Raw genomic sequence first — 26802 nt, 5'->3', positions numbered from 1 at the left:
GATTCCGCCTGAAGGTCGGCGATTCATTTGGTGAGGATCAGCTTCCCGGAACGTGTTGCGCGCAGCACGTAATGCACGCCCAGATGCACGATGGTCACCGCGTTCCGTCCGGCAAGCAGTACATCGGACGGCAGGGGCGTGCCGGCGGATTGCGGCCAGGCTGACACGCGCGCTGGATCGCCGGGCTGGAACCGATCGGCTGGCGCCGGACCCTCATCCTGTCGGGAATGCATTTTGTGCTTGCATCAATAATAACGATTCGCATTACATCACGCATTACTGGGGAGAGTCAATCCTGTCGATGAAGGCGGTGCCGAAGGGCAGCGGAAAAGCGGTTTGCGGCGCTGCGCGAAGCTGCAGAAAAGGGGCTTCGAGAGGTGGGAGATCGCGCGAATCGATGCCGCGCAGAGGGGTGGAACTGGCCGGCTGCGAAGGCAGGGAAGCCGTTCTGCGCGGCGGCGATCGCCGCGCAGCGGGGCTATGCGCCGGTGCTGCTGACCGTGTTGGCGACGACGGCCTCGGTCAGTTCAGGCGAGCACAGCTCGATGAAGCGATAGGCGAAGCCGCGCAGGTAGTGGCCGCGGCGGACCGCGATGCGGGTGATGTTCTCGGCGAACAGCCCGTCGCTGTCGAGCTTGCGCAGGCCGGGGTCGCGTTCCGGGCTGAAGGCCATCGAGGCCAGGATGCCCACGCCCAGCCCGAGTTCGACGTAGGTCTTGATCACGTCGGCGTCGAGCGCGGACATCACCACTTCGGGTTTCAGCCCGGCACCGGTGAAAGTCTTGTCGATGCGGGTGCGGCCGGTGAAGCCTTCGTGGTAGGTGATGACCGGGTATCCGGCGATCGCCTCCAGCGTCAGCGGCCGGACGGCTTCGAGGGGATGGCCCGCCGGCACCACCACCGCGTGCTGCCAGCCGTAATACGGGAAGGTGGCGAGTTCCGGCACCTCGGCGAGTGCTTCGGTGGCGACGCCGACGTCGGCTTCGCCGTCGAGCAGCATCTGTACGATCTCGTCCGGACTGCCCTGGTGCAGCCGCAGATGGACCTTGGGAAAGGCCTGCTTGAAGGCGGCGACGATCTTCGGCAGCGCATAGCGTGCCTGGGTGTGGGTGGTGGCGACCGTCAACTGGCCTTCATCGACGTTGCTGTACTGCTCGGCCAGGCGCTTGATGTTGGCGGCGTCGAGCAGCATCCGCTCGACCACCACCACCAGCTCCTTGCCCGGCGCAGTGAGGCCGAGCAGGCGCTTGCCCTTGCGGGTGAACAGCTCGACACCGAGCTCGTCCTCCAGGTCCTTGATGTGTTTCGACACGCCCGACTGCGAGGTGAACAGCGCGTTCGCCACCTCGGTCAGGTTGAAACCGCGCCTCACCGTCTCGCGGATGATGCGCAACTGCTGGAAGTTCATTTCCGGGCTCCCGCCGCCGCGGCATTCGCCGCATGCCCTTGTTCGAAGATGCTGAGGCGGGAGGGTAGCAGGCGGACGGCCTGTCCTTCTTCCAGCGCGAGCTCGGCGGCGCGCTCGCGGGTGAGCTCGACCTCGAAATGCTGGCCGGTGGCGCCGTTCAGGCCGTCGAGCTCGACGCGCGCGGTGACGCCGAAGGACAGCACGCGGCTGACCCGGGCGGGGATGCCCTGGTTCGCGTCGGCGCCGACGGCGATGTCCAGCTCGTGTGGTCGGGCGAAGGCGATCACTTCCGCGCCCTGGCCGAAATCGTCCGCGGCATGGAGCAGGTGATCGTCGCCGACGCGCAGGCCCTCGCCTTCAACGCGGCCGTGGAAGAAGTTGACCGCACCGAGGAAGCCATAGACGAAGGGCGTGGCCGGGTGGCGGTAGACCTCCTCCGGGGTGCCGATCTGTTCGACGTGGCCGTGGTTCATCAGCACCACGCGGTCGGCGACTTCCAGCGCCTCTTCCTGGTCGTGGGTGACGAAGATCGAGGTGATGTGCAGGTCGTCGTGCAGCTTGCGCAGCCAGCGCCGCAGTTCCTTGCGCACCTTGGCGTCGAGCGCGCCGAAAGGCTCGTCGAGCAGCAGCACCCGCGGCTCGACCGCCAGCGCGCGGGCCAGCGCGATGCGCTGGCGCTGGCCGCCGGACAGCTGCGACGGGAAGCGGTCGGCCAGCCAGTCGAGCTGCACCAGGTTCAGCAACTCGTGCACCTTGTCGGCGATCTGCTTCTCGGACGGCCGCTCGCGGCGCGGCTTCATGCGGATGCCGAAGGCGACGTTGTCGAACACCGTCATGTGGCGGAACAGCGCGTAGTGCTGGAACACGAAGCCGACCTGGCGGTCGCGCACGTGGGTGTCCGAGGCGTCCTCGCCATCGAGCAGCACTTGGCCGCCGTCGGCCTGTTCGAGGCCGGCGATGATGCGCAGCAGCGTGGTCTTGCCGCAGCCCGAGGGGCCGAGCAGGGCGACCAGTTCGCCGGTCGGGAAGTCGAGCGAGATGTCGTCCAGCGCGGTGAAGGCGCCGAACTGCTTGCGGATGTTGCGTACCTGGATGCTCATGATGCGTCGTCCTGTGAATTGCGCCAGGCTGCGGCGGCGCGGTGTTCGACCCAGGTCTTGATGCCCAGGGTCACCAGCGCCAGCAGGGCCAGCAGCGAGGCCACCGCGAAGGCGGCGGCGAACTGGTATTCGTTGTAGAGAATCTCGACGTGCAGCGGCAGGGTGTTGGTCTCGCCGCGGATGTGGCCGGACACCACCGACACCGCGCCGAACTCGCCCATCGCCCGCGCGTTGGTCAGGATCACGCCGTACAGCAAGCCCCACTTGATGTTGGGCAGGGTCACGTGCCAGAAGGTCTGCAGGCCGTTGGCGCCGAGCACGATCGCCGCTTCCTCCTCTTCCTTGCCCTGCGCCTGCATCAGCGGAATCAGCTCGCGGGCGATGAAGGGGAAGGTGACGAACACGGTGGCGAGCACGATGCCCGGCACGGCGAAGATGATCTTGATGTCGTGCTCCGACAGCCACGGCCCGAACCAGCCCTGAGCGCCGAACACCAGCACGTAGATCAGGCCGGCGATGACCGGCGACACCGAGAACGGCAGGTCGATCAGCGTGATCAGGAAGTGCTTGCCGCGGAACTCGAACTTGGCGATCGCCCAGGCCGCGCTGACGCCGAACACCAGGTTCAGCGGCAGCGCGATGGCGGCCGCGAGCAGGGTCAGGCGCAGGGCCGACAGCGCGTCCGGATCGACCAGCGCGGTGGCGTAGGTTTCCCAGCCCTTGCGCAGCGCCTCGACGAACACCGCGATCAGCGGCATCAGCAGGAACACGGCGAAGAAGCTCAGCGCGGTGCCCAGGATCAGCCATTTCACCAGCGGCGTCTCGCGCGTGGCGGCGCGGCTCTCGAAGCGGGCGGCCTGGTCGCCGCCCAGGTGCATCGTGGTGGCGGCGGCCATCAGCGGTCCCTCCCGGTTCGTTTCGCCGTCCATGCCTGCAGGCCGTTGATGACGAGCAGCAGGATGAAGGACAGGATCAGCATCACGGTGGCGATGGCCGTGGCGCCGGTGTAGTCGTATTGCTCCAGCTTGGTGATGATCATCAGCGGAGTGATCTCGGACACCATCGGGATGTTGCCGGCGATGAAGATCACCGAGCCGTATTCACCCACCGCGCGGGCGAAGGCGAGGGCGAAGCCGGTCATCAGCGCCGGCAGCAGGATCGGCAGGATGACGTGGCGGAAGGTCTGCCAGCGCCGGGCGCCGAGGCTGGTGGCGGCTTCTTCCAGTTCGGTGTCGAGGTCTTCGAGGATCGGCTGCACGGTGCGCACGACGAAGGGCAGGCCGATGAACACCAGCGCCACCAGTACGCCCAGCGGTTTGAAGGCCACCTGGATGCCGAGCACGTCGAGGTACTGGCCGAGCCAGCCGTTCTTGGCGTACAGCGCGGTCAGTGAGATGCCGGCCACCGCGGTGGGCAGGGCGAAAGGCAGGTCCACCAGGGCGTCGATCAGCTTCTTGCCGGGGAAGGTGTAGCGCACCAGCGCCCAGGCCAGCATCAGCCCGAACACCGCGTTGATCGCGGCGGCGAGCAGCGACATGCCGAAGGACAGCTTGTACGAAGCGACGACGCGCGGCGCGGTGACGACGTTCCAGAATTCGCCGAAGCTCAGCTCGGCGGTCTTCAGGAACACCGCGGCGAGCGGGATCAGCACGATCAGCGACAGGTAGCCGAGGGTGTAGCCGAGCGTCAGGTTGAAGCCCGGCAGCACGCGAAAGGTCTTGGCGGCGGACATCAGCGTGCCGCCACGAGCGTGTGGGGACTTCGGCCGGCGCTGGAGGCGGAGCGGCCGGCGGATTCACCGGGCAATCCGGTAGCCGGGCCGACGGTGGGCGGGGAAGAAGGGGGAAGGCCCGTGGCGGCCCTGCCGGAAAGGCTCGGCAGGGGCCGGGAAAAAGCCGGGAACGGCATGATGATGACTCCAGCAAGTAATGGCTGGGGAGTCTACAAGTGCCGTAATCGGGCAAAAAATAATAAAAACCGAATTCGATATGAAGATTTGTGCTTTACGAAAGCACGGCCCCCTTGGCCGAGGGCCGTGCCATCGCAAGGATCAGAAGGCCGGCACGACCGCGCCCTGGTACTTGTCGGCGATGAACTGCCTGACTTCGGGCGAGGTCAGCGCCGCCGCCAGCTTCTTCATCGCCGGGCTGCCGGCATTGTCCTCGCGGCCCACCAGCAGGTTGGCGTAGGGCGAGCTGGCGTCCTCGATGAACAGCGAATCGGTGATCGGGTTCAGCTTGGCCTGCATCGCGTAGTTGGTGTTGATCAGCGCCAGGTCGACCTGATTGAGGATGCGCGGCAGCGTGGCGGCTTCCAGTTCGCGGAACTTGAGCTTCTTCGGATTGCTGGTGATGTCGCGGGTGGTGGCGACGACGTTGCTCGGGTCCTTCAGCGTGATCAGGCCCTGCCTGGCCAGCAGCAGCAGGGCACGGCCGGAGTTGGAAGGGTCGTTCGGCAGCGCGACGGTGCCGCCTTCGGGCAGGTCGGCGATGGTCTTGTGCTTGGACGAGTAGCCGGCGAAGGGTTCGACGTGCACCTTCGTGACGACGACCTGGATGTCGTTCTTCTGCTTCTTCTTGAACTCGTCGAGGTAGGGGCCGTGCAGGAAGAAGTTGCCGTCCACCCGCTTCTCGTTGGTTTGCATCGACGGCTGCACGTAGTCGGTGAAGACTTTCACTTCGAGGTCCACGCCTTCCCTGGCCAGCATCGGCTTGACGAACTCGAGCAGTTCGGCGTGCGGCACCGGCGTGGCGGCGATGACCAGCTTGTCCGCGGCCTGCGCGGAGGCGGTGAAGGCGAGGGCGGCGGCGCACAGCAGTTTGCGAAGGGTGAAGGACATGTGGGGCTCCGGGGTTGAAAGGTCCAGTCTGTTATTTGCGGCTGAAATGCAGCACGAGGCGGTCGCCGGCGTACTGGATGAGCTGTACCAGCACCACCAGCAGGGCGACGGTGATCACCATCACTTCGGTCTGGAAGCGCTGGTAGCCGAAACGGATGGCGAGGTCGCCGAGGCCGCCGCCGCCGATCACGCCGGACATCGCCGCGTAGGATATCAGGGTGATGGCGGTCACCGTGGTCGCGGCGAGGAGGCCGGGCAGGGCTTCGGGCAGCAAGGCGCCGAAGATGATGCGGTGGGTGCGGATGCCCATCGCCTGACAGGCCTCGATGACGCCGCGGTCGATTTCGCGCAGCACGTTTTCCACCAGGCGGGCGAAGAAGGGGGCGGTGGCCACCACCAGCGGCGGGATCGCGCCTTCGACGCCGAGCGAAGTGCCGATCAGGATCACCGTCACCGGGATCATCACGATCAGCAGGATCAGGAAGGGTACCGAGCGCAGCACGTTGGCGATGAAGGACAGCACCCGGTACAGCGCGCGCTGTTCCAGCAACTGCCCCTGCGAGGTGACGAACAGCAGGATGCCGAGCGGCAGGCCGATCAGCACGGTGAAGAACAGCGACACGCCGGTCATCACCAGGGTTTCCCAGGTGGCGAACGCGATGTCGCCCCATTCGATGCTGCCCCACTCGATCATCGACAGGTCGATCATTGCAGTACCTCGTGATGGATGTGGTGCCGGTCCAGTTCGGCGAACACCCGGCGGACGTCCTCGTCGCTGCCTTCGAGTTCGAGCAGCAACTGGCCGAAAGGCAGCTCCTTGATGCTCGACACTTCGCCCTGCAGGATCGTGAAGCGCACTGTGCTGGCGGCCATGATGTCGCTCAGGACAGGCTGGTAGGTGATGTCGCCGACGTAGGTCAGGCGCACCAGGGTGCCGCGCAGCTTGTCCTGGGCGAAGGCGTGGGCGGGGTCGAGCATCGCCGCGGTCAGCGGATCGTCCTGTGCCACCATGCTGCGGGTGACCGGATGCCGCGGGTGCAGGAAGACGTCCGCGACCTTGCCGCTTTCGACGATGCGGCCGCCGTCGATGACCGCGACGCGGTCGCACAATGTGCGGATGACCTGCATCTCGTGGGTGATCAGCACGATCGTGAGGCCGAGCCGGCGATTGATGTCGAGCAGCAGGCGCAGGATGGACTGGGTGGTTTCGGGGTCGAGCGCCGAGGTCGCTTCGTCGCACAGCAGCAGTTGCGGCCGGCTGGCCAGCGCCCGCGCGATGCCGACGCGTTGCTTCTGGCCGCCGGACAGCTGCGCGGGGTACTTGCCGGCGTGCTCGCTGAGCCCGACCAGGGCCAGCAGTTCGGCCACGCGTTCGGCGCGCTGGGCGGCGGTCAGGCTGCTGGTGCAGCGCAGCGGCCAGTCGATGTTGGCCGCCACGGTCTTGGCGTTGAGCAGGTTGAAATGCTGGAAGATCATGCCGATGCGCTGGCGCAGCGCATGCAGGCGCTGGCGGTCGAAGCCGGTGATGTCCTTGCCGTCGATCAGCACGCGGCCGGAACTCGGCCGTTCGAGCAGGTTCAGGCTGCGCAGCAGCGTGCTCTTGCCGGCGCCTGAGCGGCCGATGATGCCGAAGATTTCGCCCTTGGCTATTTCGAGGTCGATGCCGTCCAGCGCGCTGACCTCCCGCCCTTCGACGCGATAGGTCTTGCCGAGTCCTTCGATTCTGATCACGGAAATGGCTGCCGCGGCGGAGCCGGGCGCAAAAACGCGGAGTGTATCAACCTCGCCGCGGTGGCACCATTGTGCCGTGGCGGCTGACCGCGTTCCCCGGGTGCATGGCGGCTCAGGCCTATTCCAGGCGAAGCAGGATGCGGAGCTCCGGGTCGTCGGCGTAGCGCCCGGGCAGATAGCCGATGGCGCCGGGGTTCTCGAGCAGGAGGCGGCGCGCATCGCCGGCGTCGGCGGCTTCCTTTGGCGGCAGCGCGCGTCCGGTGAACACCATGCGCGACCAGTAGGCGCGGATCTGGCTGGGATTCTTGTCCGTGAGCGTGCGGTAGAAATGGTCTCGCGTCCTGCCGGGCGGCAGGTCCAGCAGCATGGAGATGCGGGTGGCCAGGGTGGCGCGGCGCCCCAGGTAGAGCTGTTCGGCTTCGTCGCGGCTCAGGGTCTCGACCGTGCCCGTGCGTGCGGTGACGATCAGCACTTCCTCCGCGTGTGCCGGGTGCGCGCCCAGGGCGAGCAGGACCACCAGCAGGGCGATCCAGCACGATGGGGAGCCGAAGCGATCAGAAGACCACATCGATCGACAGACTCAAGGTGTTGACCGTGCGGCCGCTGACGCGGGTGGAAAGGATGTCTCCCCGTGGGTAGAACGCTCCCCATCCGTCGTTCTCGATGCGGCTGCGTGCCAGCTCGACCTTCATGGCGGCGTTCGGATGCAGATCCCAGCGCAGGCCGGCGCCGATGCTGCGCTGGCCGTTGTTGCGCGACGCGTTGAAGGCATCGATCTCCGGCAGGCCCATGCTCAGGTTCCGGCTGACGATCGGGCTGCTCTGCCGGTTGCGGGCGAACCTGAGATAGGGCGTGGTGGCGCCGACGTGCCGGCCGATCGTCAGATGCCAGCCGGAAGCGCTGTTCACGAAGGCCGAAGTGCGGCGCACCGCGTATTCGCCGATCAGCTGCCAGCGGTTGTCGTCCCAGTGGAAGCCGGCGGAGGTGAAGGAGGCGGAGGCGCCGTTGCCCTGCATTTCGGCCAGCATCAGCCTGCCCTGCGGGAAAGCGCCCAGGGCGTGCTGCAGGCGATCGAATTCGGGGTCGCCCCAGCGCAGGTCCAGGCGTGCGCGCGAATAGCCGAGATGGAGCGTGAGCGGCCCTTTGGAGAGCCCGATGTTCAGGCCCCGCAGCCGCGACAGCGAGGCATGGCCGTAGTGGGCGATGTCGACGCGGCTGCGCCCGAAGTAGGGGTGCAGCTCGAGGTCCACATCCGCGATCCGGGTGCGGTAAAGGAGGTCGATGCCGTCTAGGTCGGCAAAGGGATTGAGCGCGTACACCTCCACCGGCGGGCGTACCCAGGAATGCGCGTAATTGACGTCGAGCGAATCCGACAGCATGAAGGCCGGCACACGCAGCCGCCCGGCACGCAGGGTGAACTCCGGCGAGGGCGCGAAGCTGATGAAAGCCAGCGCGGCGCGGGGGATATAGTCGTGCTTCGGCGTGTGCCGGGCCAGCACCTGGACGACGGCTTCGGTGCCGTTGCCGAAGCCGAAGTTGCCCTGCACGCCGAGAACCGAGTCGGAGCCGAAGTTGAGCCTGCCGGAGCCCGGTGCTTCGGTGCCCACGCGGACGAACTGGAGGTCGGCGGCATCCGATCTGACGACGCCCAGGGTGCCGAAGCCCGAGAAGGTGACGCTCTCGATGTCCGCGGCGGCCGGGCCGGCATGCAGGACGAGGGCGGCGGCGAAGGCCGTGAGCCCGGCTGCGAGTCTGTTCTTCATCAGGTGCTGGCCTTCGCTGATTCCTGTTCCAGCCATTGCAGGGTCTGGTCCCGGTTCAGCGGATGGGAGAAGTAATAACCTTGCCCGTAGTCGCAACCCAGTTCCCGCAGGACTTCGAACTGGCGCGCGTCCTCGATGCATTCGGCGACGACGGTCATGCCGAGGTCGTGGGCGAGTTCGATGCTGCGCCGGACGATGGCCTGCAGGCGATGATCCTCGGTGATCGAACTGACGAAGGAACCGTCGAGCTTGACCTGGTTGCAGGGCATCGTGTGCAGATAGCTCAGGGCGGAATAACCGGTACCGAAGTCGTCGATCAGGATCTCGATGCCGGCGTTGCGCAATTCCCGCAGGCTGCGGGTGGCGGGACTGTCGGGGCGGGCGAGCAGGCTTTCGGTGACTTCGAAGCGGACCTGGTCGTGCGGCAGGCCGTTGCGGTCGACGATCGCCAGCAGTTCGGTGGCGAGCGCCGGGCGGGCCAGCTGGCGGGCGGAAAGGTTGACGCTGACGCGTGCGCGAAGGCTTTCGGGGCGGTTCTTCCAGTTGCGCATGTCCGCGCAGGCGATGCGCAGGACTTCCATGCCCAGATCGTGGATCAGGTCCAGGGTTTCGGCGAGCGGGATGAATTCGGATGGTGCCAGCAGGCCATGCGTCGCATGGGGCCAGCGCACCAGCGCTTCGAAGCTCGCGGTCCGGCGGTCGGAAAGGGCGACGATCGGCTGGTAATGAACGGCCAGGCCGCCATGGGCGAGCGCCCAGCGCAGATCGGATTCGAGCTGCAGGGCGCGGACGGCCTGGGTGTGCATCGAGGCGTGGAAGAACTCGATCGGCGAGGTATCGCTCTGGCGTGCCTTGTGCAGGGCGTTGTCGGCGTCGCGCAGCAAGGCCTGGGCATCCTCGCCCTCGGCTTCGCTCAGGGCGATGCCGATCCGGCAGCGGGGGTGCAGGATGCGGTCGGCCGTCGGTACCGCGAACGACGGCAGCGCAATGAGCGTCTCGCTGATGCGCAACGCGTCGGCCGAGCTCGCCAGGTCGTTCAGCAGCACGGCGAACTGGTCGCCGCCGACGCGCGCCGCCACATCCCCTTCCCGCAGCGAAGCCTTGATGTGGGCGGCGGCGCGGCGCAGCAGTTCGTCGCCGACGGCATGGCCGTAGCTGTCGTTCACCAGGCTGAAGCGTTCGAGGTTGATGGCGACGACCGCGATCATGTCGTCGCTGTCGCGCCGGCGCTGGGCGAGCGCGTGGTTGACGTGCTCGATGAACAGTGCCCGGTTCGGCAGCCCCGTCAGGCCGTCGTGCAGGGCGTCGTGGATGAGCTGCTCTTCCGCCCGCTTGCGCATGTCGATGTCGCTGATCGAGCCGGCCATGCGCGAGATGCGGGGCGTGTTGCTGCGGCGGGCGACGCCGCGGGTCAGCACCCAGCGGTAGTTGCCGTCGGGCAGGCGGACGCGGTGTTCCATCATGAACTGCGCGCTGTCGCCTTTCAGATGCTCGATCATGCGCTCGCGGTATTCAGTCAGTTCGTCGGGGTGGATGTAGTCGAGAAAGGCTTCCGGGGAACTGGCGAGGCCGCCGGACGGCAGGCCGAGGATTTCGCAGAAACGGTCGGAGTAGTAGGCCGTGCCGGCGGGAATGTCCCAGTCCCACAGGCCGTCGTTGGCGCCGCGCATCGCCAGGGCATGGCGTTCCTCGCTGATCCTGAGCCGGGTCGCGGTGTCCTGCAGTTCGGCCACGCGGCGCTGCAGCGTGGCCGCCATGATGTTGAAGTGGCGCGAGATGACGGACAGTTCGTCATGGCCTTTGGACGGCACCCGGTGCTCGAGATGGCCGTCGGCGATCGCCTTGCTGCCGGCGAGCAGCTGCCCGAGGTTGCGGGTGAGCAGGTAGCCGATGGTCGACAGCAGCAGGAAGGTCAGCACGATCTCGGACAAGGCGATCGCCAGGCCTTGCTCGGTGATCGCGCGGCGGGCCGCCGCCAGGCCGGACACCGATACGCCGAACTGCAGCAGGCCGACTTCGTTGCGCGGCAGCAGCAGGGGGTGGCGCACATGCACGATCTCGTTGCCGAGCACGCCTTCGAAGAAACCGGTGCGGATCACCGTGGGCTCGGGCAGGGCGTCGATGTCGGGGCGGCCTGCGCTGACCAGCGGTGTCTGGTCGGGGGCGACGATGCGGACATAGACCAGGCCCTCGTTCGCGCCGAGCAGCAGTTCGCCCAGGATGTCCTGCAACTCGCCGTAGCGCTGCTGTTCGCCGTAGGTCGTGGCCATCGCGTGCAGCATGCTGGAGTTCTGGCTGATGGTGGTGTCCAGGCTGGCCGACGCTGCGTTGTTCATCAGGCGCACGCTGTTGGCCAGCAGCAGGCTCAGCAGCACCATCTGTACCGTGGTGCTTGCCAGCAGCAGGCGGAAACGGATCGAAGCGTGTCGGAAACGAAGGAACATCAGGATCGTCCAGTGCTGCCGTGTGATGCAGGAGTCACGAGGTGGCGTGCCGCGACCATGGTTCAGCGCTTCGCCTGGCGCTTGACCGTGGCCGAAGCGTCGACACGGCCTTCGCTGGCGAAGGCTTCGAGGTTGGTTTCGATGCGGTCGGGATCGTACAGATAGTTGACCATCAGGCCCCAGGATTGCGCGAGCCCCTTCGGCGAGGTGTCGGCCAGCCAGTTCAGGCGTTCGACGCGGGCACCGTTGCCGAGGTGGAAGCGTGCCACGGCATCGACCGGCTTGCCGTCGCGCTTGGCGTTCAGCAGGTAGCGGGCGGCGATGCGCAGCAGCGGCTCGCGCAGCGCCTGGGCGAGCCGGGGTTCGGACGACCAGTCGCTGCGGCCTTCGAGCAGTTCGGCGAACAGCGGCGAATCCGGGCTTTCGACGCCGACGGCGGCGAGGCGTTTCCAGTCTGCCGCAGTGAAGGCTTCCGCCAGTTCCTGTGGATTGCGCTGGATCCAGCGCAACAGGCCGGGGATGGGCGACAGCGTGGCGAAGGTATCCAGGCGCGGAAAGTCACGCTGCAGATCCTCGACCACGCGCTTGAGCAGGAAGTTGCCGAAGGACACGCCGCGCAGGCCGGTCTGGGTGGCGCTGATCGAATAGAAGATCGCGGTGGTGGCCTTGCTGGCGTCGGCCAATGGTGCCTCGATGTCGAGCAGGCGCTGGACGTCGTCGGCGAGTTCTTCCAGCAGCGCGACCTGGACGAAGATCAGCGGCTCGAGCGGCATCCGCGGATGGAAGAAGGCATAGCAGCGGCGGTCGGAGTCCAGGCGGTTCTTGAGGTCTTGCCACGAGCGGATCTCGTGCACCGCTTCGTACTGCACCAGCTTTTCGAGCAGTGCGGCGGGCGAGGTCCAGGTGATGCGCTGCAGTTCGAGGAAGCCGACGTCGAACCAGGCCGACAGCCGGGCTTCGAGTTCGCGGTCGAGCGGCTTGAGCAGCGGATCGTCGGCGACGAAGCGAAGCAGGTCGGCGCGCAGGTCGACGAGGAACTTGACGCCCTGCGGAATGGCGTTGAACTGGGTCAGGATGCGCAGCCGGCTCGAGCGCATCGCGGCGCGCAGCTGGGCCTCGGCATCCCATTGCGCGGGCGTGCCGACCGCGGCCTGGTAGGCGCGGTGGGCGGCTTCGATGCGCGCCGGGTCCGGCCCGAACTCCAGCGCGATCATGCGCAGGATCGCCCGGCGTCCGCCGTCGTCCAGGCGAAGATAGGCTTCGGCCAGGCGCGCGGCGCGCTGGCGCGTCGAGATTTCACCGCCGCGGCCTTCCGCACATTCATGGAGCTGGCTGCGAATCCTTTCGAGATCGCGCTCGGTGGGTTCCACCTGCCGTGTGCTGCGGCCGCTCATCAGTTGCCGCATGCGCGACAAGCTGCGTGACACGAGTCCGTTCCCCGCCATGCTGTCCCCGAATCGTTATGCACGAACCGACAATCATAGCCGTCTGACGTCATGCGAGCAGGGCAGTCGGTCCTGTTGGTAAGGAATTATGTCACGGTGTTGGGGAGTTCCTGTTATCGGTCTCGTGGACGATGTGACCGAGGTTCAGGTGGGGCGGCGACTCCGTGCTGCCAGCACGATGCCGAATACGATCATGGGCAGGCAGAGCCATTGTGCGGTCGATAGCCCGAGCGGCAGCGTGCCGAAGATGCCCGGGTCCGGCGTGCGGAAGAATTCCGCAGCGAAACGCAGGCTGCCGTAGCCGATCAGGAAGACGGCCGATACCGCGCGTAGCGGGCGCGGGCTGGCCGAATACCACCACAGGACGGCGAACAGCAGCATGCCTTCGCCGAGCGCCTGGTAGAGCTGGGAAGGATGGCGCGGCAGCGCATCGACCCAGGGAAAGACCATTGCCCACGGCAGTTCGCCGTCCACCGGGCGGCCCCACAGTTCGCCATTGATGAAGTTGCCGATGCGCCCGGCGGCGAGGCCGGCCGGCACCAGCGGGGCGATGAAGTCGGTCACCTGCCAGAAGGACTTGCCGTGGCGGCGGGCATAGAGCCACATTGCCGCCAGCACGCCGAGGAAGCCGCCGTGGAAGCTCATGCCGCCTTTCCAGATCGCGAGGATTTCGGCCGGGTGCTGCAGGTAGTAACCGGGCTGGAAGAACAGCACTTCGCCGAGGCGGCCGCCGAGGATGACGCCGAGCACGCCGTACATCAGCAGGTCGTCCAGCATCTGCGCGTTCCAGCCCAGTTCCGGGCGGCGGCGCGCATGCAGGCGGCCGAGCACGATGAAGAGCGTGAACGCGATCAGGTACATCAGCCCGTACCAGCGCACCGAGAGCGGGCCGAGGGAAAAGGCGATCGGATCGAACTGCGGGTGGGTCAGCATGGGCGTGATCGAGGTTGGGGCTGGCGGGGACGGTGCCGGTTGCCGGAATCAGTCGAACTGCTGGCGGAAGATGTCGAACTCGCGCCGCAACTGGTCGAAGTCCTCTCGCAGACGGCGGATCTCGTCTTCGAGTTCCGCGATGCGCCCGCGTCCGCCTGTACTGCCGCCGTGCTGGCTTTCGGCCATTTCGGCAACGGCCGCCTGGCCGCCGAGCAGATGGGCATGGCGGACTTCCTTGGTGCCGGGCGCGCGCGGCAGCGAAGTCACCAGCGGCGGATATTTTTCCGCCAGGTGTTCCAGCACCGCGTCCACTGCCGCGATGTCGTCGAAGCGATGCAGGCGTTCGCAGCGCTGGCGCAGTTCGCCCGCGGTCTGGGCGCCGCGCAGCATCAGCGTCGCCAGTACCGCCTGTTCGGCCGGCGGCAGCGAATGGCGCAGGCGGACCAGGTGTTCGTATTTGGCGACGCGGGCGCTGGGCTGGTCGCGGCGGGCGACCAGGCGGCGGCCGATCAGGCTGTCGATGGCGGCCTGGGCTTCCGCTTCGGACAGGCTCATCACCGGCTCGCGAGCGGTCAATTGGTTGCAGCCGGTGACGATGGCGTTGATCGACATCGGATAGGCGTTGGGCGTGACGAAGGCCTTCTCGATCAGCACGCCGAGGACGCGGATTTCAGCGGCGTCGAGGTCGAAGCCGGCATCGGCGTCGGCATCGGTTCGGGGGGCGTTGGCGGCGTTGGAGGGCTCCGTCATGACGACTCCTGGCAAAAGGCGAGAGCGGGGATGATACGCATGCTTCGCTGCGCGCGTTAGAATCACATGCTCTACTGCAGAATTTCCGGAGCGCCCCCATGCCCCAATACCGTTCCCGCACATCCACCGCCGGCCGCAACATGGCGGGAGCCCGCGCCCTGTGGCGCGCGACCGGCATGAAGGATGGCGATTTCGACAAGCCGATCATCGCCATCGCCAACAGCTTCACCCAGTTCGTGCCCGGCCACGTGCACCTGAAGGACCTGGGCCAACTGGTCGCGCGCGAGATCGAGGCCGCCGGCGGCGTCGCCAAGGAATTCAACACCATCGCGGTCGATGACGGCATCGCCATGGGCCACGGCGGCATGCTGTATTCGCTGCCGTCGCGCGAGCTGATCGCCGACAGCGTCGAATACATGTGCAACGCCCACACCGCCGACGCGCTGGTGTGCATCTCGAACTGCGACAAGATCACCCCGGGCATGCTGATGGCCGCGCTGCGGCTGAACATCCCGGCGATCTTCGTCTCCGGCGGGCCGATGGAGGCAGGCAAGGTCAAGTGGGAAGCCAAGGTCATCTCGCTCGACCTGGTCGATGCGATGGTCAAGGCCGCGGACAAGAGCTGTTCGGACGAGGAAGTGGATGCGATCGAGCGTTCGGCCTGTCCGACCTGCGGCTCGTGCTCGGGTATGTTCACCGCCAACTCGATGAACTGCCTGACCGAGGCGCTCGGCCTGTCGCTGCCGGGCAACGGCACCACGCTGGCCACCCACGCCGACCGCGAACGCCTGTTCAAGGAGGCCGGCCGACGCATCGTCGAGCTCGCGCGCCGCTACTATGAGCGGGACGACGCTTCGGTGCTGCCGCGCTCGATCGCCAGCTTCGAGGCTTTCGAGAACGCGATGAGCCTGGACGTGGCGATGGGCGGCTCGACCAATACCGTGCTGCACCTGCTGGCGGCCGCGCGCGAGGCCGGGGTCGACTTCACGATGAAGGACATCGACCGCGTCAGCCGCCGCGTGCCCTGCCTGTCCAAGGTCGCGCCGGCCGTGGCCGACGTGCATATCGAGGACGTGCACCGCGCCGGCGGCATCATGTCCATCCTCGGCCAGCTCGACCGCGCCGGCCTGCTGCACACGAAGGTGCCGACGGTGCACAGCGCGACGATGGCCGAAGCGCTGGACAAGTGGGACATCACGCGCACCACCGACGAAGCCGTGCATACCTTCTTCCGCGCCGCGCCGGGCGGCGTGCCGACCCAGGTCGCCTTCAGCCAGAACCGGCGCTGGAACGAGCTCGACAGCGACCGCGAACACGGTGTGATCCGCAGCAAGGAGCACGCCTTCACCGCCGACGGCGGCCTCGCGGTGCTGTACGGCAACATCGCCGAGAAGGGCTGCATCGTCAAGACCGCGGGCGTGGACGAGTCGATCTGGAAGTTCACCGGCAAGGCGCGGGTGTATGAGAGTCAGGACGACGCGGTCGAAGGCATCCTCGGCGAGCAGGTGCAGGCCGGCGACGTCGTCATCATCCGCTACGAAGGCCCCAAGGGCGGCCCCGGCATGCAGGAGATGCTGTACCCGACCTCCTACCTGAAGAGCCGCGGCCTCGGCAAGGAGTGCGCGCTGCTCACCGACGGCCGCTTCTCCGGCGGCACCTCCGGGCTGTCGATCGGCCATGCCTCGCCCGAAGCCGCCTGCGGCGGCGCGATCGCGCTGGTCGAGGACGGCGACACGATCGAGATCGACATCCCGAACCGCCGCATCCACCTGGCGATCAGCGATGCCGAACTGGCGGCCCGCCGCGCGGCGATGGAGGCGAAGGGCGCCGCGGCCTGGAAGCCGGCAAACCGTCAGCGCGTGGTGTCGGCGGCACTGCAGGCCTACGCCGCGCTGACGACTTCGGCCGACACCGGCGCTGTGCGCGACGTCAGCCAGGTCCAGCGCTGATTGACCGCTTTGAGGCCACTGTCTACGATCGGCACCATGGATAGCGAACTTGCTCAACTCGAAGCGCAGATCGAGGAACTGATCGGTCTGCACAACCGGCTCAAGGCCGACAACGTCGGTCTGCATGGCCGCGTCGCCCAGCTCGACGCCGAGAACCGCCAGCTCGAAGCCAAGCTCAGGCTGGCGGTCGATCGTCTCGAAGCGCTGCTCGACAAACTTCCGGAGGCCTGAAAACGTGTCGATGGACCATCTGGACGTGATGCTGCTCGGAAAGGAGTACCGGGTTTCCTGCACGCCCGAGACGCGGGACGACCTGCTCGCCACCGTCGCCTACCTGGACGACAAGCTGCGCGAGCTGGGCGGCAGGACCAATGCGTCGGGCGAGAAGCTGGCAGTCATGACCGCGCTCAACATCGCCCATGAATTCCTGCAGCACCAGCGTGGAAACGGGTTTGACATGCCGGGTGCGAAGCGTAGAATCGGACTCATGAAAGCACGCCTCGACGGGGTGCTGGCCCAGCAGGAAAAACTGTTCTGAGGACATGCTTGGCGCAATACCGATCAATCCCCTGCAGTGTTCGTCGAAGTCGTAGATTCCTTGAACCAATAGTCGAGAGACTCGGTTGCTGACCATCAAGGCCGCTGGTGTGAACGCCCCTTGCGGGTGATCCTGAAGCGGAAGGGATGCGACCTCCCTGAACCCATGGTTCAGGATGCCCGGCGGAGACGGCACAGGCGGGGGGCCAGACAAAAAGGCGCAGCCATCGAGGTTGCGCCTTTTTCGCTTTTGCGCTCTTTGTCTTTGCGCTCTTTGTCCATTTTCGTCCATGCGGGGCGGCCACCGGCGGTGGCGACGCACAACACATGATGGATCGTTCAGCATGACTTTCGATATCTGGTGGCTCACTTATCCCGTGCTCGGCGCCGTTGTCGGCTTCTTCGCCGGCCTGCTCGGCGTCGGCGGCGGCGGCATCATGGTGCCGATGCTGACCACGCTGTTCCTCGCCCAGGGTTTTCCGCACGAGCAGGTGGTGCATATGGCGCTGGGCACCTCGATGGCCAGCATCGTGCTGACTTCGGTGTCCAGCCTGCGCGCCCACCAGGCGCACGGCGCGGTGCGCTGGGACGTGGTGCGCACGATCACGCCCGGCATCCTGGTCGGCACCTTCTGCGCCACCTTCATCGCTTCGCGGGTGAATACGGCGGCGCTGGCGATCTTCTTCGCCGTGTTCATGGCCTACGTGTCGATCCAGATGCTGCTCAACATCAAGCCCAAGCCCAGCCGCGACCTGCCCGGTCCGCTCGGCATGACGGGCGTCGGGCTGGGGATCGGCGGTGTGTCGGCATTGGTCGCGATCGGTGGCGGTTCGCTGTCGGTGCCCTTCATGACCTGGTGCAACGTCAAGGTGCAGAACGCGATCGGCACTTCGGCTGCGATCGGCCTGCCGATCGCGCTGGCCGGCACGATCGGTTATCTCGTCAACGGCTGGAACGTGCCCGGCACGCCGCCGCTGAGCTTCGGCTACGTCTATCTGCCGGCATTCGTCATGGTGTCGCTGGTCAGCATGTGGGTGGCGCCGGTCGGCGCCCGCCTGGCGCACCGGCTGCCGGTGGCGACGCTGAAGAAAATCTTCGCCGGCGTGCTGATGGCGCTGTGCGCCAAGATGCTGCACAGCATCTTCGGTTGAGGCTGCGTCTGCAGCTTGATCAAACGGGCAATCCGCTTTTCGTGGAAGCTGCGTCGGCCGCGGCCAGGGTCTGGTGTAGCGAGGGTAGGATGGGTAGAGCCGCAGGCGAAACCCATCGTTTGCGGGAAGCAGGGGTGATGGGTTTCGCTACGCTCTACCCATCCTACTCGTGCTACTCGTGCTGCGTCAGCCGTGATGGGGTGTGATGACGCCCCAACGGAGCAGGTCTGCGGCCTGCTTTCGCGGCTGCTCCTACGGCGGGCCTGCAAGCATCTTCGATTTACGGCGCCGACAGTGCCTCGTGCAGCACCTTGAAGTTGCTGCGCATCATCGACAGGTAGTCCGGCGCCGGGCCGTCGGCGGCCGACAGTGCGTCCGAGTACAGCGTGCCGCCGATGCGCGTGCCGCTTTCGGCGCGGATGCGCTCGATCAGGCGCGCATCGGCGATATTCTCGATGAATACCGCGGGAATCTTCTCGGCCTTCAATTGAGTAATCAGGCGGGCGACGCCCCTGGCCGTGGGTTCGGCATTGTTCGACACGCCCACCGGCGCCAGGAAGCGGATGCCGTAGGCCTTGCCGAAATAGGCGAAGGCATCGTGCGAAGTGACGACCTTGCGGCGTTCGGCCGGCAGTGTGGCGAAGGCAGCGCGGATCTCGGCGTCCAGCACTTTCAGTTCGCCCTGGTAGCGTTCCGCATTGGCGCGGTAGCTGTCGGCATGGGCCGGGTCGGCAGCAGCCAGCGCCGCGGCGATGTTCGCCACGTAGCGCTGGGCGTTGCCGAGATCCTGCCAGGCGTGCGGGTCGGCGCCGTGGCCATGGTCGTGGCCGTGGTGATCATGATCATGGTCGTGACCGTCGTCCGCCATCTCGATCGTGCTCACGCCTTCGCTGGCAACGACGATGGTGCCCTTGTAGCCCCCTGAACGCGCCAGCCGTGCCATCCAGTCGTCGAAGCCCAGGCCGTTGACCACCACCAGCGCCGAACTGCCGATCTGGCGTGCGTCCGACGGCCGCGGCTGGAAGGCGTGAGCGTCCTCGTTGGCGCCGACCAGCGTGCGCACACGGACCCTGTCGCCGCCGACCTCGCGCACCATGTCGCCCAGGATGCTGAAGCTGGCAGTGACTTCGAGCGGCTCGGCCTGTGCCAAGGCGCTGGACATGGGCAGCATGCAGAGCGCGAGCATGCCGGCGAGCCGGCGCAATGAGGGGCGGAAAGCGTTCATGGCGGTGCCTTTCGTACGGGGCGTTGGAGAAAATCAGGATTCGAGGTGGTGGCGCACCGGCAGGCGGGCGACCAGCAGGCCGCCGGGCGCGGCGAGCAGCGAAACGAAATAGACCAGGCCGCACACCAGCACGATCGCCGGTCCGGCCGGCACGTCGGCATGGAAGGACAGCAGCAGGCCGGCCACGCCGCTGCCGAAGGCGAACAGCACCGCCAGCAGCAGCAGCGCCGGCAGTCCGCGCGCCCACAAGCGTGCAGCGGCCGAAGGCAGGATCATGATGCCGACCGCCATCAGCGTGCCGAGGGCATGGAAGCCGCTGACCAGGTTCAGCACCACCAGCATCAGGAAGCCGTAGTGCGCCACCGGCGACCAGCGGCTGACGCCGCGCAGGAAGGCGGGATCGAAGCACTCCATCACCAGCGGCCGGAACAGCACGGCGAGGCAGAACAGCGTGACGCTGGCGATCGAGGCGATCAGCAGCAGCGAGCCGTCGTCGAGCGCCAGCACCGAGCCGAACAGCACGTGCAGCAGGTCGAGGTTGCGGCCGCGCAGCGACACGATCATGACCCCGGCCGCCAGCGACAGCAGGTAGAAGGCGGCGAGGCTGGCATCCTCCTTCAGCACCGAGGCGCGCGTCACCAGGCCGGCGGCCAGCACCACGACGATGCCGGCGACGATGCCGCCGATCGTCATCGCGCCGAGCGACAGGCCGAAGGCCAGGTAGCCGAGCGCCGCGCCGGGCAGGATGGCGTGGCTCATCGCGTCGCCCATCAGGCTCATGCGGCGCAGCAGCAGGAACACGCCGACCGGCGTGGCGCCGAGCGCCAGCGCCAGGCAGCCGGCAAGCGCGCGGCGCATGAAGGCGAAGTCGGTGAAGGGGGCGAGCAGGAATTCGGTCACGATGAGAGGAGGAGCGTTGGCAGCGCAGCGGCTGCGGATCAGTGCCGGTGCGAGCCGTGTTCGTGGTGATGGGCATGCCCGTGGGCATGTGGGCCGGCATCCGGAGGCAGGGCCTGGGCCGGCTGTTCGATCTGGCACTCCGGCGCATCCTCGTCGAAGGCCTCGGACAGGCGGCGCGCGCGCGCCAGCATCTCCGGCGTCAGCACCTGGGCGGTGGGGCCGAAGGCGACGGGTTCGCGCGACAGCAGCAGGCAGGTGGGGAAGTGGCGGCGGACCTGTTCGAAGTCGTGCACCACGGTCAGTACCGTGCGGCCTTCGCGGTGCCAGCCGAGGATGAGCTGGACCAGGTCGTCCACGGTGCGGCTGTCGATGGCGGCGAAAGGCTCGTCGAGCAGGATCAGCGGCGCATCCTGCAGCATCAGCCGGGCGAAGCGCGCGCGCTGCAACTGGCCGCCCGACAGCGAGCCGATCGGACGCGCCTCGAAGCCGGACATGCCGACCGCGGCCAGCGCCTCGCGCACCCGCTGGCGCTGCTGTCGCGACAGTCCGCCGAAAGCGCCGATCTCGCGCCACAGGCCCATCGCGACGACGTCGAACACCGAAACCGGAAAGCTGTGGTCGATCTCGCCGCGCTGCGGCAGGTAGGCCAGCGCGCCCGGCGGCAGGCCGGGCATCAGGATGCGGCCGCCGATCGGGCGCAGCTCGCCGGCGATGCCTTTCAGCAGGGTCGATTTGCCTGCGCCATTGGGGCCGATGACGGCGACCAGGGCGCCGGCGGGGATGTCGCCGCTCAGGTGGTGCACCGCCGGATGGCGGTCGTAGCCGAGCGTCAGGTTCTCGATGCGGATCAGCGGGGGCGGGGCGGGGTGCATGTCCTCAGTCCAGCGCCCACAGCACGGCCAGCCACAGCAGGCCGGTGGCGAGCGCAGCGGCGCCCAGGCGGGCGACGACACCGACGCCGAGCAGGCTGCGAGGCGGGTACGGGGGGTAGGCGTGTGAATCCTGCGAGGCGCGCGCCTGGGCGGAGCGTGCGGGCGTGGCAGCGGCTGGACTGCCTTGGTCGTGGGCGCTCATCGCTTGGCCGCCTTGGCACCTTCGCGCCCGCAGTCGGCACAGGCGCCGTGGAACACCAGTTCGCTGCGGGCGAGCTCGAAGCCGGCCGGCAAGGCCGGGTCGGGGCCGGCGGGCACGTCTTCCAGGCACAGGATCTGGCCGCAGCGGTCGCAATGGAAGTGCGCGTGGCGGTGTTCGCCGTCGCTGCGGATCTCGAAGCGCCAGGCCCGTTCGCCGCCGGCGATGCGCTGCGCGATGCCTTGTTCGACCAGCCAGTCGAGCGCGCGGTAAAGCGTGACGCGGTCGTGCGCGATGCCGGCCGCCGCCAGCGTGGCGCCGATCTCGTCGTGCGACAGCGGATGCGGGCTGGCCTGCAGTGCTTCGATGACGGCCACGCGTGTGCGCGTGACCCGGCCGCCATGAGCGGCGATCAGCTCACGGGCGGGAACGAAGGCGGGAGGCGGATGGTCTGGCATTGCGGTCACGGGTGGGCCAGCGAGGCGGGCAAGAGTGGCGAAATCGAATGGATGAAATCTGGGGGCGGAAATGGAAAGGAACTTGTCCGTGTTTGATGCAACATTGTAGCATTAAAAGCGCCTCGATCGAGCCTGATCCGTTCCCGGAGGAATGATGAAACCTGCACGCCTTGTCATGACCACCCTTTGCGCGCTGTTCGGCGCGATGCCCTTCCACGCCTTGCACGCCCATGAAGGGCATGATCACCAGACCCATGCTGCACACGAACATGGCGTGGCCACGCTGCGGGTGGCGAGCGCCGACAAGGCGCTGGTGATCGAATTCCTCAGCCCGCTCGACAACCTGGTGGGCTTCGAGCACGAACCGCGCAGCGACGAGCAGCGCAAGGCCATGGCCGATGCCGAAGTGCTGCTGCGCGATGGTGCCGCGCTGTTCAGCCTGCCGGCCGCGGCTGGCTGCCAGCTGCTGGGGGCGAAGCTCGATTCGCCGTGGCTGCAGAGCGAACAGCCCGACCATGACCACGGCCATGGACACAGCGACGCACATGGCGCGACGGAGCATGAGGGCCACGCCGATCTGGCGGCGAGCTATCGCTTCGAATGCACCGCGCCCGACAGGCTCGACAGCCTGCATGTCCGCTTGTTCGACAGCTTCCCGCGACTGCGTGAAGTGCGCGTCGAGCGGGCGACGGCATCCGGTCAGGGCGCTGCGGTGCTGACTCCCGCCAAGGCCGAACTGCCGCTGTGACGTCGGATGCGGCATCTGGCGCCGGCTGCGCTGCGGTCGCGGTCGGCGGCCTGCGCTATCGCTGGCCGAAGGCGCGCGTCGACTGCCTGGCGATCGACGATCTGACGCTGGCGGCCGGCGAGCGCGTATTTCTGCGCGGCCCCAGCGGCAGCGGCAAGACCACGCTGCTGTCGCTGGTCGGCGGCGTGATCCAGCCGCAGGCGGGCGGGGTCTGCGTCGCCGGCCAGCCGCTCTCGCGCCTGTCGGCGGGCGCGCGCGACCGTTTTCGCGCCGACAACATCGGTTTCGTCTTTCAGCTTTTCAACCTGCTGCCCTACCTGTCCGCGCGCGACAACATCCTGCTCGCCTGCCGCTTTTCCGCGGCGCGGCGGGCGCGGCTGCGCGCCGCGGGCGTCACGGCCCAGGCCGAGGCCGGGCGCCTCGCCGCCCGCCTCGATCTCGACGCCGGGGCGATCGAACGTCCCGCGGCCGAACTGTCGGTCGGCCAGCAGCAGCGCGTCGCGGCGGCGCGGGCGCTGATCGGCCGGCCCGGCCTGATCATCGCCGACGAGCCGACTTCGGCGCTCGATGCCGACCGCCAGCAGGCCTTCGTCGACCTGCTGCTGGGCGAGTGTGCGGCCTCGGGCGCGGCACTGCTGTTCGTCAGCCACGACTTGCGGCTCGCGGCGCATTTCGACCGCGTGCTCGATCTGGCGCAGATCAACCATGCCACGGCGGTGGAGGCCGGAGCATGACGCCGATGCTGGCGCTCAGCCTGCGCAGCATCGGCAACCGCCGCCTGTCGGTGGCGCTGACGGTGATCGCGGTCGCGCTGTCGGTGGCCTTGCTGCTGGGCGTGGAGCGCTTGCGCAACGATGCGCGCGAGGGCTTTGCGCAGACGATCTCGGGTACCGATCTGGTGGTCGGCGCGCGCGGCGGTGCGGTGCAGTTGCTGCTGTACTCGGTGTTCCACATCGGCAATGCCAGCAACAACGTGTCGTGGCAGAGCATGCAGCGCATCGCCGCGCTGCCGCAGGTGAAGTGGCTGGTGCCGATCTCGCTGGGCGATTCGCATCGCGGCATGCGGGTGGTCGGCACCACGGCGGATTTCTTCGCCCACTATCGCCACGGTGCCGGCCGCGCATTGGCCTTCGCGCAGGGGCGCGCCTTCGCTGCGGTGCCGGACGGCATCTTCGAGGCCGTCGTCGGCGCCGAAGTGGCGGCGCGCTTCGGCTATCGCCCCGGCCAGCGGATCGTGCTCAGCCATGGCAGCCTGGGCGGGGAGGGCGGGCCGCGCTTCGCCGACCATGCCGACAAGCCTTTCACCATCGTCGGCGCGCTGGCGCGCACCGGCACGCCGGTCGACCGCAGCGTGCTGGTGGGCTTGGAGGGCATCGAGGCGATCCATATCGACTGGCACGGCGGCGCGCCGATCCCGGGGCTGTCGATCGCGCCCGAGCAGGTGCGCAAGTTCGACCTCAGCCCGAAGTCGGTCACCGCCGCGCTGGTCGGCCTCGACAGCCGCATCGCGGTGTTCCGCGTCCAGCGCCAGATCAACACCATGGCCGGCGAGCCGCTGACGGCGATCCTGCCCGGCGCCACGCTGCAGGAGCTGTGGTCGCTGGTGGGCATGGCCGAGCGTGCGCTGCTGGCGGTGTCGGCGCTGGTCGTGGCCGTGGGCCTGGCCGGCCTGGTGGCGGTGGTCGTCGCCAGCCTGGGCGAGCGCCGCCGCGAACTGGCGATCCTGCGTGCGCTCGGCGCCAGTCCGCTGCAGATTTTCGCCTTGCTCGCCTTCGAAAGCCTGCTGCTGTCGCTGGCGGGCATCGTGCTCGGGCTCGGTCTGCTGTATGGTGCGGTCGCCGTGGCGGCGCCGTGGCTGGCCGCCCAGTACGGCCTGAATCTCGTGCCGGGCTGGCCGTCGGCGGGCGAATGGCGTCTGCTGGGTGCGGTGCTCGGCGCCAGCCTGGCGGCGAGTCTGGTGCCGGCATGGCGCGCCTACCGTTACTCACTGGCCGATGGCCTGACGATCAGGATATGAAGATGTCTGTGTTGCGCCCGTTTCCCTTGCGTTTCCTCCGCGTCGGCGCACTGGCTGGCGCGCTCGTGCTGGCGGGTGGTTTCGGCTTCGCCCTGGCCGCGTTCGCGCAGCCCGGCGGCGACTACCAGATCGGCGACCGGCTCGAGCCGGCGAAGGAAAAGGCGGGAAAGAATGCCGGGAAGGGCGCGGCCGCGCGTTTCCGCGAGATCAACTGGGACGATCTCATCCCTGCCGACTGGGATCCGCAGAAGTTCTTCGCCGACCTGCAGATCGACGATCTGCAGGACAACGATCCGCGCGCGATGGAGATCATGACGCGGATGCGCGAGGAGTGGGGCCGCGCGCCGGTGGTCGAGCGCCTGTCGGGCCAGTCGGTGCGCATTCCCGGCTTCGTCGTGCCGCTCGAAGGCGACGGCGCCACGATCCGCGAATTCCTGCTCGTACCCTACTTCGGCGCCTGCGTCCATGTGCCGCCGCCGCCGGCCAACCAGCTCATCCACGTGATTCCCGACAAGCCGGTGCCGGCCGGCATGAACATGTCGCCGGTGTGGGTGGATGGCGTGCTGAACGTGGGCCGGATCGATTCCGAAATGGGTAGCGCCGGCTACCAGATGCGTGGCATCAGGGTCGAGGAGTACAAGGAACCGCTGCCGCGCTGAGGTCATTGCCTGACAGCCAGGCAACATTTTTTGATGCTTTCATCATGAAAGCCCATCCGTTTCCGGTCTGATGATCAGCCGGGAAGCGATGCCTGCCTTCGTCAGCCCGGCCTACGCATTGATGTCCTGTTTCAACGCTTTTGCGCCCAGAAAAGCCAGATTTACAGAAAATGACACAAGCAATTTAATTGTCGGAAAATTTTACAGTTCCTGTCTGAAATGATCAAAAAAACTCATGGCAGATCAGCTCGAAAAAATTCTCGCTGCCGCCGTGAAAAAAATCACGATGTCCTGAGCGGAATAAGCAAATCAAGAGTTTAGGGCGGCTGTTTGATGGAAAATGATGCGGAATGAGGGAGTTTAAAGATATTTGGCAGATTGTTCTGATCGGAGTGCAAAAAAATGGCACGTTTATTGCTAAAGCTCAGCTGAAAGTAGCACCGATTTGAACGAACGATGAACGAGAGGTTTTCCATGTCGTGCAAGAACTGGTTTGTGTCCAAACAAGCGATGCTTTCGAGCCTGGCCGCGGCCACGGCGCTGTGTTTTTCGGCAGCGGCTTCTGCCGCTCCCTCTGCGTTCGACGGAGGGCTGCCGGGCGGCTGGACGGGCCTGGGAGGCTACGGCACTTCGGGTGCGGATGGGGTGGTGACCGCTTCGCCCGAAGGTGGCGCCTATGGCTGGGTGTCGACGAACGGTGGCGTTTCCGGCGCCTCCCTGCCCGGAATCGGTGGCGCCAACGGGTCGCTGCTGCGGAGCAGCGCATTTTCTGCCAACGCGGGCGACAGCCTTGAGTTCTACTTCAACTACATTACTTCCGACGGCGGTGCGTACACCGATTATGCTTGGGCGCGTCTGCTGTTCGCCGATCTGACGGAGGTTGCCGTGCTATTCACTGCCCGCACGGCTCTGGACGGAAACAGTGTCCCCGGTTTTGGTATGCCGGACATCAAGGCGGACATCGATCCGCAGTTCGTGACCACGACTCCCGGCGCCCCCGCTTGGTTGCCGCTCGGCAGTAGCTCTGGCACATGCTTTGACGATGGATGCGGATATACAGGCTGGGTCAAGTCGACGTACAGCATTGCCAATGCCGGTGATTACATTCTGGAGTTCGGTGTTGCGAACTGGGATGACGAGTTTTATCAGTCCGGCCTTGCCTTTGATGGCATCACCGTTGGTGGCCAAGCCATCGATCCGAACCCCGTGCCGGAACCCGCTTCGCTCGCCCTGCTCGGCCTCGGCCTTGCCGGGCTTGCCTGGAGGGGGCGCCGTCGGGCAGCTTGATCGCGTGGTCGTTCTGTGCTTTGCCTGCCTACAACAGCCCACCGTCGTCGTCGAGCAAGCTGGGGGCGCTCAGTGAGGCGCGCAGATTGCGGCGTTGCAGCAGGCGGTTCTGTGCGGGGAGGGGAAGGTCGGTGAAGCGGATCACATCCTTGGCGAGCAAGGTGTCGATCAGGTCTTCCAGTACGCGGATGAGGCCCTGGTCGGAGTGTTCGAGGGATACGCGAACCTGCTCCGGAGCAGGCTTGTCGGTGATGCTGGCGGTCAGCGCGCCGAGTTCGGGGCTGCCGGGTTCGACCCACTCTCCGGCTGTTGCCGAGGCCGCCAGTCGTGCTGCAATGATTTTTCCGCTGGAATCCCGCTCGACGAATGGCATGCTGCGGCCTCCGT

29 protein-coding genes and 1 other RNA gene are annotated in these 26802 nt (G+C 67.0%); 10 read left to right on the top strand and 20 right to left on the bottom strand.

What is annotated here, in order from left to right; all coding sequences use genetic code 11:
- Nucleotides 1–23: 23 nt before the first annotated feature.
- From ACNQFN_RS19345 to ACNQFN_RS19280, 14 genes are all read right to left on the bottom strand, one after another.
- Nucleotides 24–167 carry a hemin uptake protein HemP gene (locus ACNQFN_RS19345; RefSeq protein ID WP_245650865.1) on the bottom strand — a complete coding sequence of 48 codons (144 nt, stop codon included), beginning with the start codon at nt 165–167 and terminating at the stop codon, nt 24–26.
- A gap of 311 nt (nt 168–478) precedes the next feature.
- On the bottom strand, nt 479–1408 hold the full coding sequence (locus tag ACNQFN_RS19340) for a CysB family HTH-type transcriptional regulator (RefSeq protein WP_068635908.1): 930 nt from the start codon (nt 1406–1408) through the stop codon (nt 479–481).
- Nucleotides 1405–2508: a sulfate/molybdate ABC transporter ATP-binding protein gene (locus ACNQFN_RS19335; RefSeq protein WP_068635907.1), complete on the bottom strand. Its 1104-nt coding sequence runs from the start codon at nt 2506–2508 to the stop codon at nt 1405–1407. The genes ACNQFN_RS19340 and ACNQFN_RS19335 overlap by 4 nt, the downstream gene beginning before the upstream one ends.
- Nucleotides 2505–3404, bottom strand: coding sequence for a sulfate ABC transporter permease subunit CysW (gene cysW / locus ACNQFN_RS19330; protein WP_068635906.1), 900 nt, complete (start codon nt 3402–3404; stop codon nt 2505–2507). The genes ACNQFN_RS19335 and cysW overlap by 4 nt, the downstream gene beginning before the upstream one ends.
- On the bottom strand, nt 3404–4240 hold the full coding sequence (gene cysT, locus ACNQFN_RS19325; protein ID WP_068635905.1) for a sulfate ABC transporter permease subunit CysT: 837 nt from the start codon (nt 4238–4240) through the stop codon (nt 3404–3406). The genes cysW and cysT overlap by 1 nt, the downstream gene beginning before the upstream one ends.
- A gap of 318 nt (nt 4241–4558) precedes the next feature.
- Nucleotides 4559–5347 carry a MetQ/NlpA family ABC transporter substrate-binding protein gene (locus ACNQFN_RS19320; RefSeq protein ID WP_068635904.1) on the bottom strand — a complete coding sequence of 263 codons (789 nt, stop codon included), beginning with the start codon at nt 5345–5347 and terminating at the stop codon, nt 4559–4561.
- Between the two features lie 31 nt (nt 5348–5378).
- Nucleotides 5379–6056 carry a methionine ABC transporter permease gene (locus tag ACNQFN_RS19315; RefSeq protein WP_068635903.1) on the bottom strand — a complete coding sequence of 226 codons (678 nt, stop codon included), beginning with the start codon at nt 6054–6056 and terminating at the stop codon, nt 5379–5381.
- Nucleotides 6053–7078: a methionine ABC transporter ATP-binding protein gene (locus tag ACNQFN_RS19310; RefSeq protein WP_418647301.1), complete on the bottom strand. Its 1026-nt coding sequence runs from the start codon at nt 7076–7078 to the stop codon at nt 6053–6055. The genes ACNQFN_RS19315 and ACNQFN_RS19310 overlap by 4 nt, the downstream gene beginning before the upstream one ends.
- Nucleotides 7079–7196: 118 nt before the next feature.
- Nucleotides 7197–7646, bottom strand: a complete 450-nt coding sequence (locus ACNQFN_RS19305; RefSeq protein ID WP_418647300.1) for a hypothetical protein — start codon at nt 7644–7646, stop codon at nt 7197–7199.
- Nucleotides 7633–8841 (bottom strand): porin, encoded by a 1209-nt coding sequence (locus ACNQFN_RS19300; protein ID WP_068635900.1) that lies wholly within the window; start codon nt 8839–8841, stop codon nt 7633–7635. The genes ACNQFN_RS19305 and ACNQFN_RS19300 overlap by 14 nt, the downstream gene beginning before the upstream one ends.
- Nucleotides 8841–11285, bottom strand: coding sequence for an EAL domain-containing protein (locus tag ACNQFN_RS19295; RefSeq protein ID WP_418647299.1), 2445 nt, complete (start codon nt 11283–11285; stop codon nt 8841–8843). The genes ACNQFN_RS19300 and ACNQFN_RS19295 overlap by 1 nt, the downstream gene beginning before the upstream one ends.
- A 62-nt stretch (nt 11286–11347) precedes the next feature.
- Entirely contained in the window at nt 11348–12730 is a 1383-nt protein-coding gene (locus ACNQFN_RS19290; RefSeq protein ID WP_068635898.1) for a malonyl-CoA decarboxylase, read from the bottom strand.
- Nucleotides 12731–12874: 144 nt separating this feature from the next.
- Nucleotides 12875–13663, bottom strand: coding sequence for a prolipoprotein diacylglyceryl transferase (gene lgt / locus ACNQFN_RS19285; protein WP_418647298.1), 789 nt, complete (start codon nt 13661–13663; stop codon nt 12875–12877).
- A gap of 48 nt (nt 13664–13711) precedes the next feature.
- Entirely contained in the window at nt 13712–14413 is a 702-nt protein-coding gene (locus ACNQFN_RS19280) for a YceH family protein (RefSeq protein WP_418647297.1), read from the bottom strand.
- 98 nt (nt 14414–14511) lie between these two features.
- Between ACNQFN_RS19280 and ilvD the strand changes: the two genes are divergently transcribed.
- The 5 genes from ilvD to ACNQFN_RS19255 all read left to right on the top strand — a co-directional run bounded on the left by ilvD (nt 14512) and on the right by ACNQFN_RS19255 (nt 18050).
- The gene (ilvD, locus tag ACNQFN_RS19275) at nt 14512–16362 is read left to right on the top strand and encodes a dihydroxy-acid dehydratase (RefSeq protein ID WP_068635895.1); all 1851 of its coding nucleotides are present in this window, start codon (nt 14512–14514) and stop codon (nt 16360–16362) included.
- A 36-nt stretch (nt 16363–16398) separates the two neighbouring features.
- Complete coding sequence (locus ACNQFN_RS19270; RefSeq protein WP_068635894.1) at nt 16399–16593, top strand: hypothetical protein; 195 nt, start codon at nt 16399–16401, stop codon at nt 16591–16593.
- A 10-nt stretch (nt 16594–16603) separates the two neighbouring features.
- Nucleotides 16604–16900, top strand: a complete 297-nt coding sequence (locus ACNQFN_RS19265) for a cell division protein ZapA (RefSeq protein WP_068635893.1) — start codon at nt 16604–16606, stop codon at nt 16898–16900.
- Nucleotides 16901–16925: 25 nt separating this feature from the next.
- A non-coding RNA gene (gene ssrS, locus ACNQFN_RS19260) (6S RNA) lies at nt 16926–17108 on the top strand.
- A 135-nt stretch (nt 17109–17243) separates the two neighbouring features.
- Nucleotides 17244–18050, top strand: a complete 807-nt coding sequence (locus tag ACNQFN_RS19255; RefSeq protein ID WP_418647296.1) for a sulfite exporter TauE/SafE family protein — start codon at nt 17244–17246, stop codon at nt 18048–18050.
- Nucleotides 18051–18330: 280 nt separating this feature from the next.
- Here ACNQFN_RS19255 and ACNQFN_RS19250 read toward each other — a convergent pair whose 3' ends face one another.
- The 5 genes from ACNQFN_RS19250 to ACNQFN_RS19230 all read right to left on the bottom strand — a co-directional run bounded on the left by ACNQFN_RS19250 (nt 18331) and on the right by ACNQFN_RS19230 (nt 21704).
- A complete protein-coding gene (locus ACNQFN_RS19250) occupies nt 18331–19275 on the bottom strand; it encodes a metal ABC transporter solute-binding protein, Zn/Mn family (RefSeq protein ID WP_418647295.1) in 945 nt (314 codons plus the stop codon).
- Nucleotides 19276–19308: 33 nt separating this feature from the next.
- On the bottom strand, nt 19309–20133 hold the full coding sequence (locus tag ACNQFN_RS19245) for a metal ABC transporter permease (RefSeq protein ID WP_418648939.1): 825 nt from the start codon (nt 20131–20133) through the stop codon (nt 19309–19311).
- A gap of 80 nt (nt 20134–20213) precedes the next feature.
- Nucleotides 20214–21047: a metal ABC transporter ATP-binding protein gene (locus ACNQFN_RS19240; RefSeq protein ID WP_418647294.1), complete on the bottom strand. Its 834-nt coding sequence runs from the start codon at nt 21045–21047 to the stop codon at nt 20214–20216.
- A gap of 4 nt (nt 21048–21051) precedes the next feature.
- The gene (locus tag ACNQFN_RS19235) at nt 21052–21249 is read right to left on the bottom strand and encodes a hypothetical protein (protein ID WP_068635889.1); all 198 of its coding nucleotides are present in this window, start codon (nt 21247–21249) and stop codon (nt 21052–21054) included.
- The gene (locus tag ACNQFN_RS19230; RefSeq protein WP_068635888.1) at nt 21246–21704 is read right to left on the bottom strand and encodes a Fur family transcriptional regulator; all 459 of its coding nucleotides are present in this window, start codon (nt 21702–21704) and stop codon (nt 21246–21248) included. Before ACNQFN_RS19230 ends, ACNQFN_RS19235 begins: the two co-directional genes overlap by 4 nt.
- Before the next feature lie 175 nt (nt 21705–21879).
- Here ACNQFN_RS19230 and ACNQFN_RS19225 point away from each other — a divergent pair, with 175 nt between their 5' ends.
- From ACNQFN_RS19225 to ACNQFN_RS19205, 5 genes are all read left to right on the top strand, one after another.
- Nucleotides 21880–22452, top strand: a complete 573-nt coding sequence (locus ACNQFN_RS19225; RefSeq protein ID WP_418647293.1) for a DUF2796 domain-containing protein — start codon at nt 21880–21882, stop codon at nt 22450–22452.
- Nucleotides 22449–23186 carry an ABC transporter ATP-binding protein gene (locus ACNQFN_RS19220; RefSeq protein WP_418647292.1) on the top strand — a complete coding sequence of 246 codons (738 nt, stop codon included), beginning with the start codon at nt 22449–22451 and terminating at the stop codon, nt 23184–23186. The genes ACNQFN_RS19225 and ACNQFN_RS19220 overlap by 4 nt, the downstream gene beginning before the upstream one ends.
- Nucleotides 23183–24469 carry an ABC transporter permease gene (locus tag ACNQFN_RS19215; protein WP_418647291.1) on the top strand — a complete coding sequence of 429 codons (1287 nt, stop codon included), beginning with the start codon at nt 23183–23185 and terminating at the stop codon, nt 24467–24469. The genes ACNQFN_RS19220 and ACNQFN_RS19215 overlap by 4 nt, the downstream gene beginning before the upstream one ends.
- A 2-nt stretch (nt 24470–24471) precedes the next feature.
- Nucleotides 24472–25128, top strand: a complete 657-nt coding sequence (locus ACNQFN_RS19210) for a DUF3299 domain-containing protein (RefSeq protein ID WP_418647290.1) — start codon at nt 24472–24474, stop codon at nt 25126–25128.
- Between the two features lie 474 nt (nt 25129–25602).
- On the top strand, nt 25603–26415 hold the full coding sequence (locus tag ACNQFN_RS19205; RefSeq protein ID WP_418647289.1) for an NF038132 family protein: 813 nt from the start codon (nt 25603–25605) through the stop codon (nt 26413–26415).
- A 28-nt stretch (nt 26416–26443) separates the two neighbouring features.
- On the opposite strand, the gene ACNQFN_RS19200 is transcribed toward ACNQFN_RS19205, so the two are convergent.
- Nucleotides 26444–26788, bottom strand: a complete 345-nt coding sequence (locus ACNQFN_RS19200; protein ID WP_418647288.1) for a hypothetical protein — start codon at nt 26786–26788, stop codon at nt 26444–26446.
- Nucleotides 26789–26802 lie beyond the last annotated feature (14 nt).

It is taken from the genome of Thauera butanivorans (assembly GCF_048398245.1).
GTDB lineage: Bacteria > Pseudomonadota > Gammaproteobacteria > Burkholderiales > Rhodocyclaceae > Thauera > Thauera butanivorans.
The sequence above is the reverse complement of the archived record's forward strand: the minus strand, read 5'-3'. Positions and strand labels throughout refer to the sequence as shown.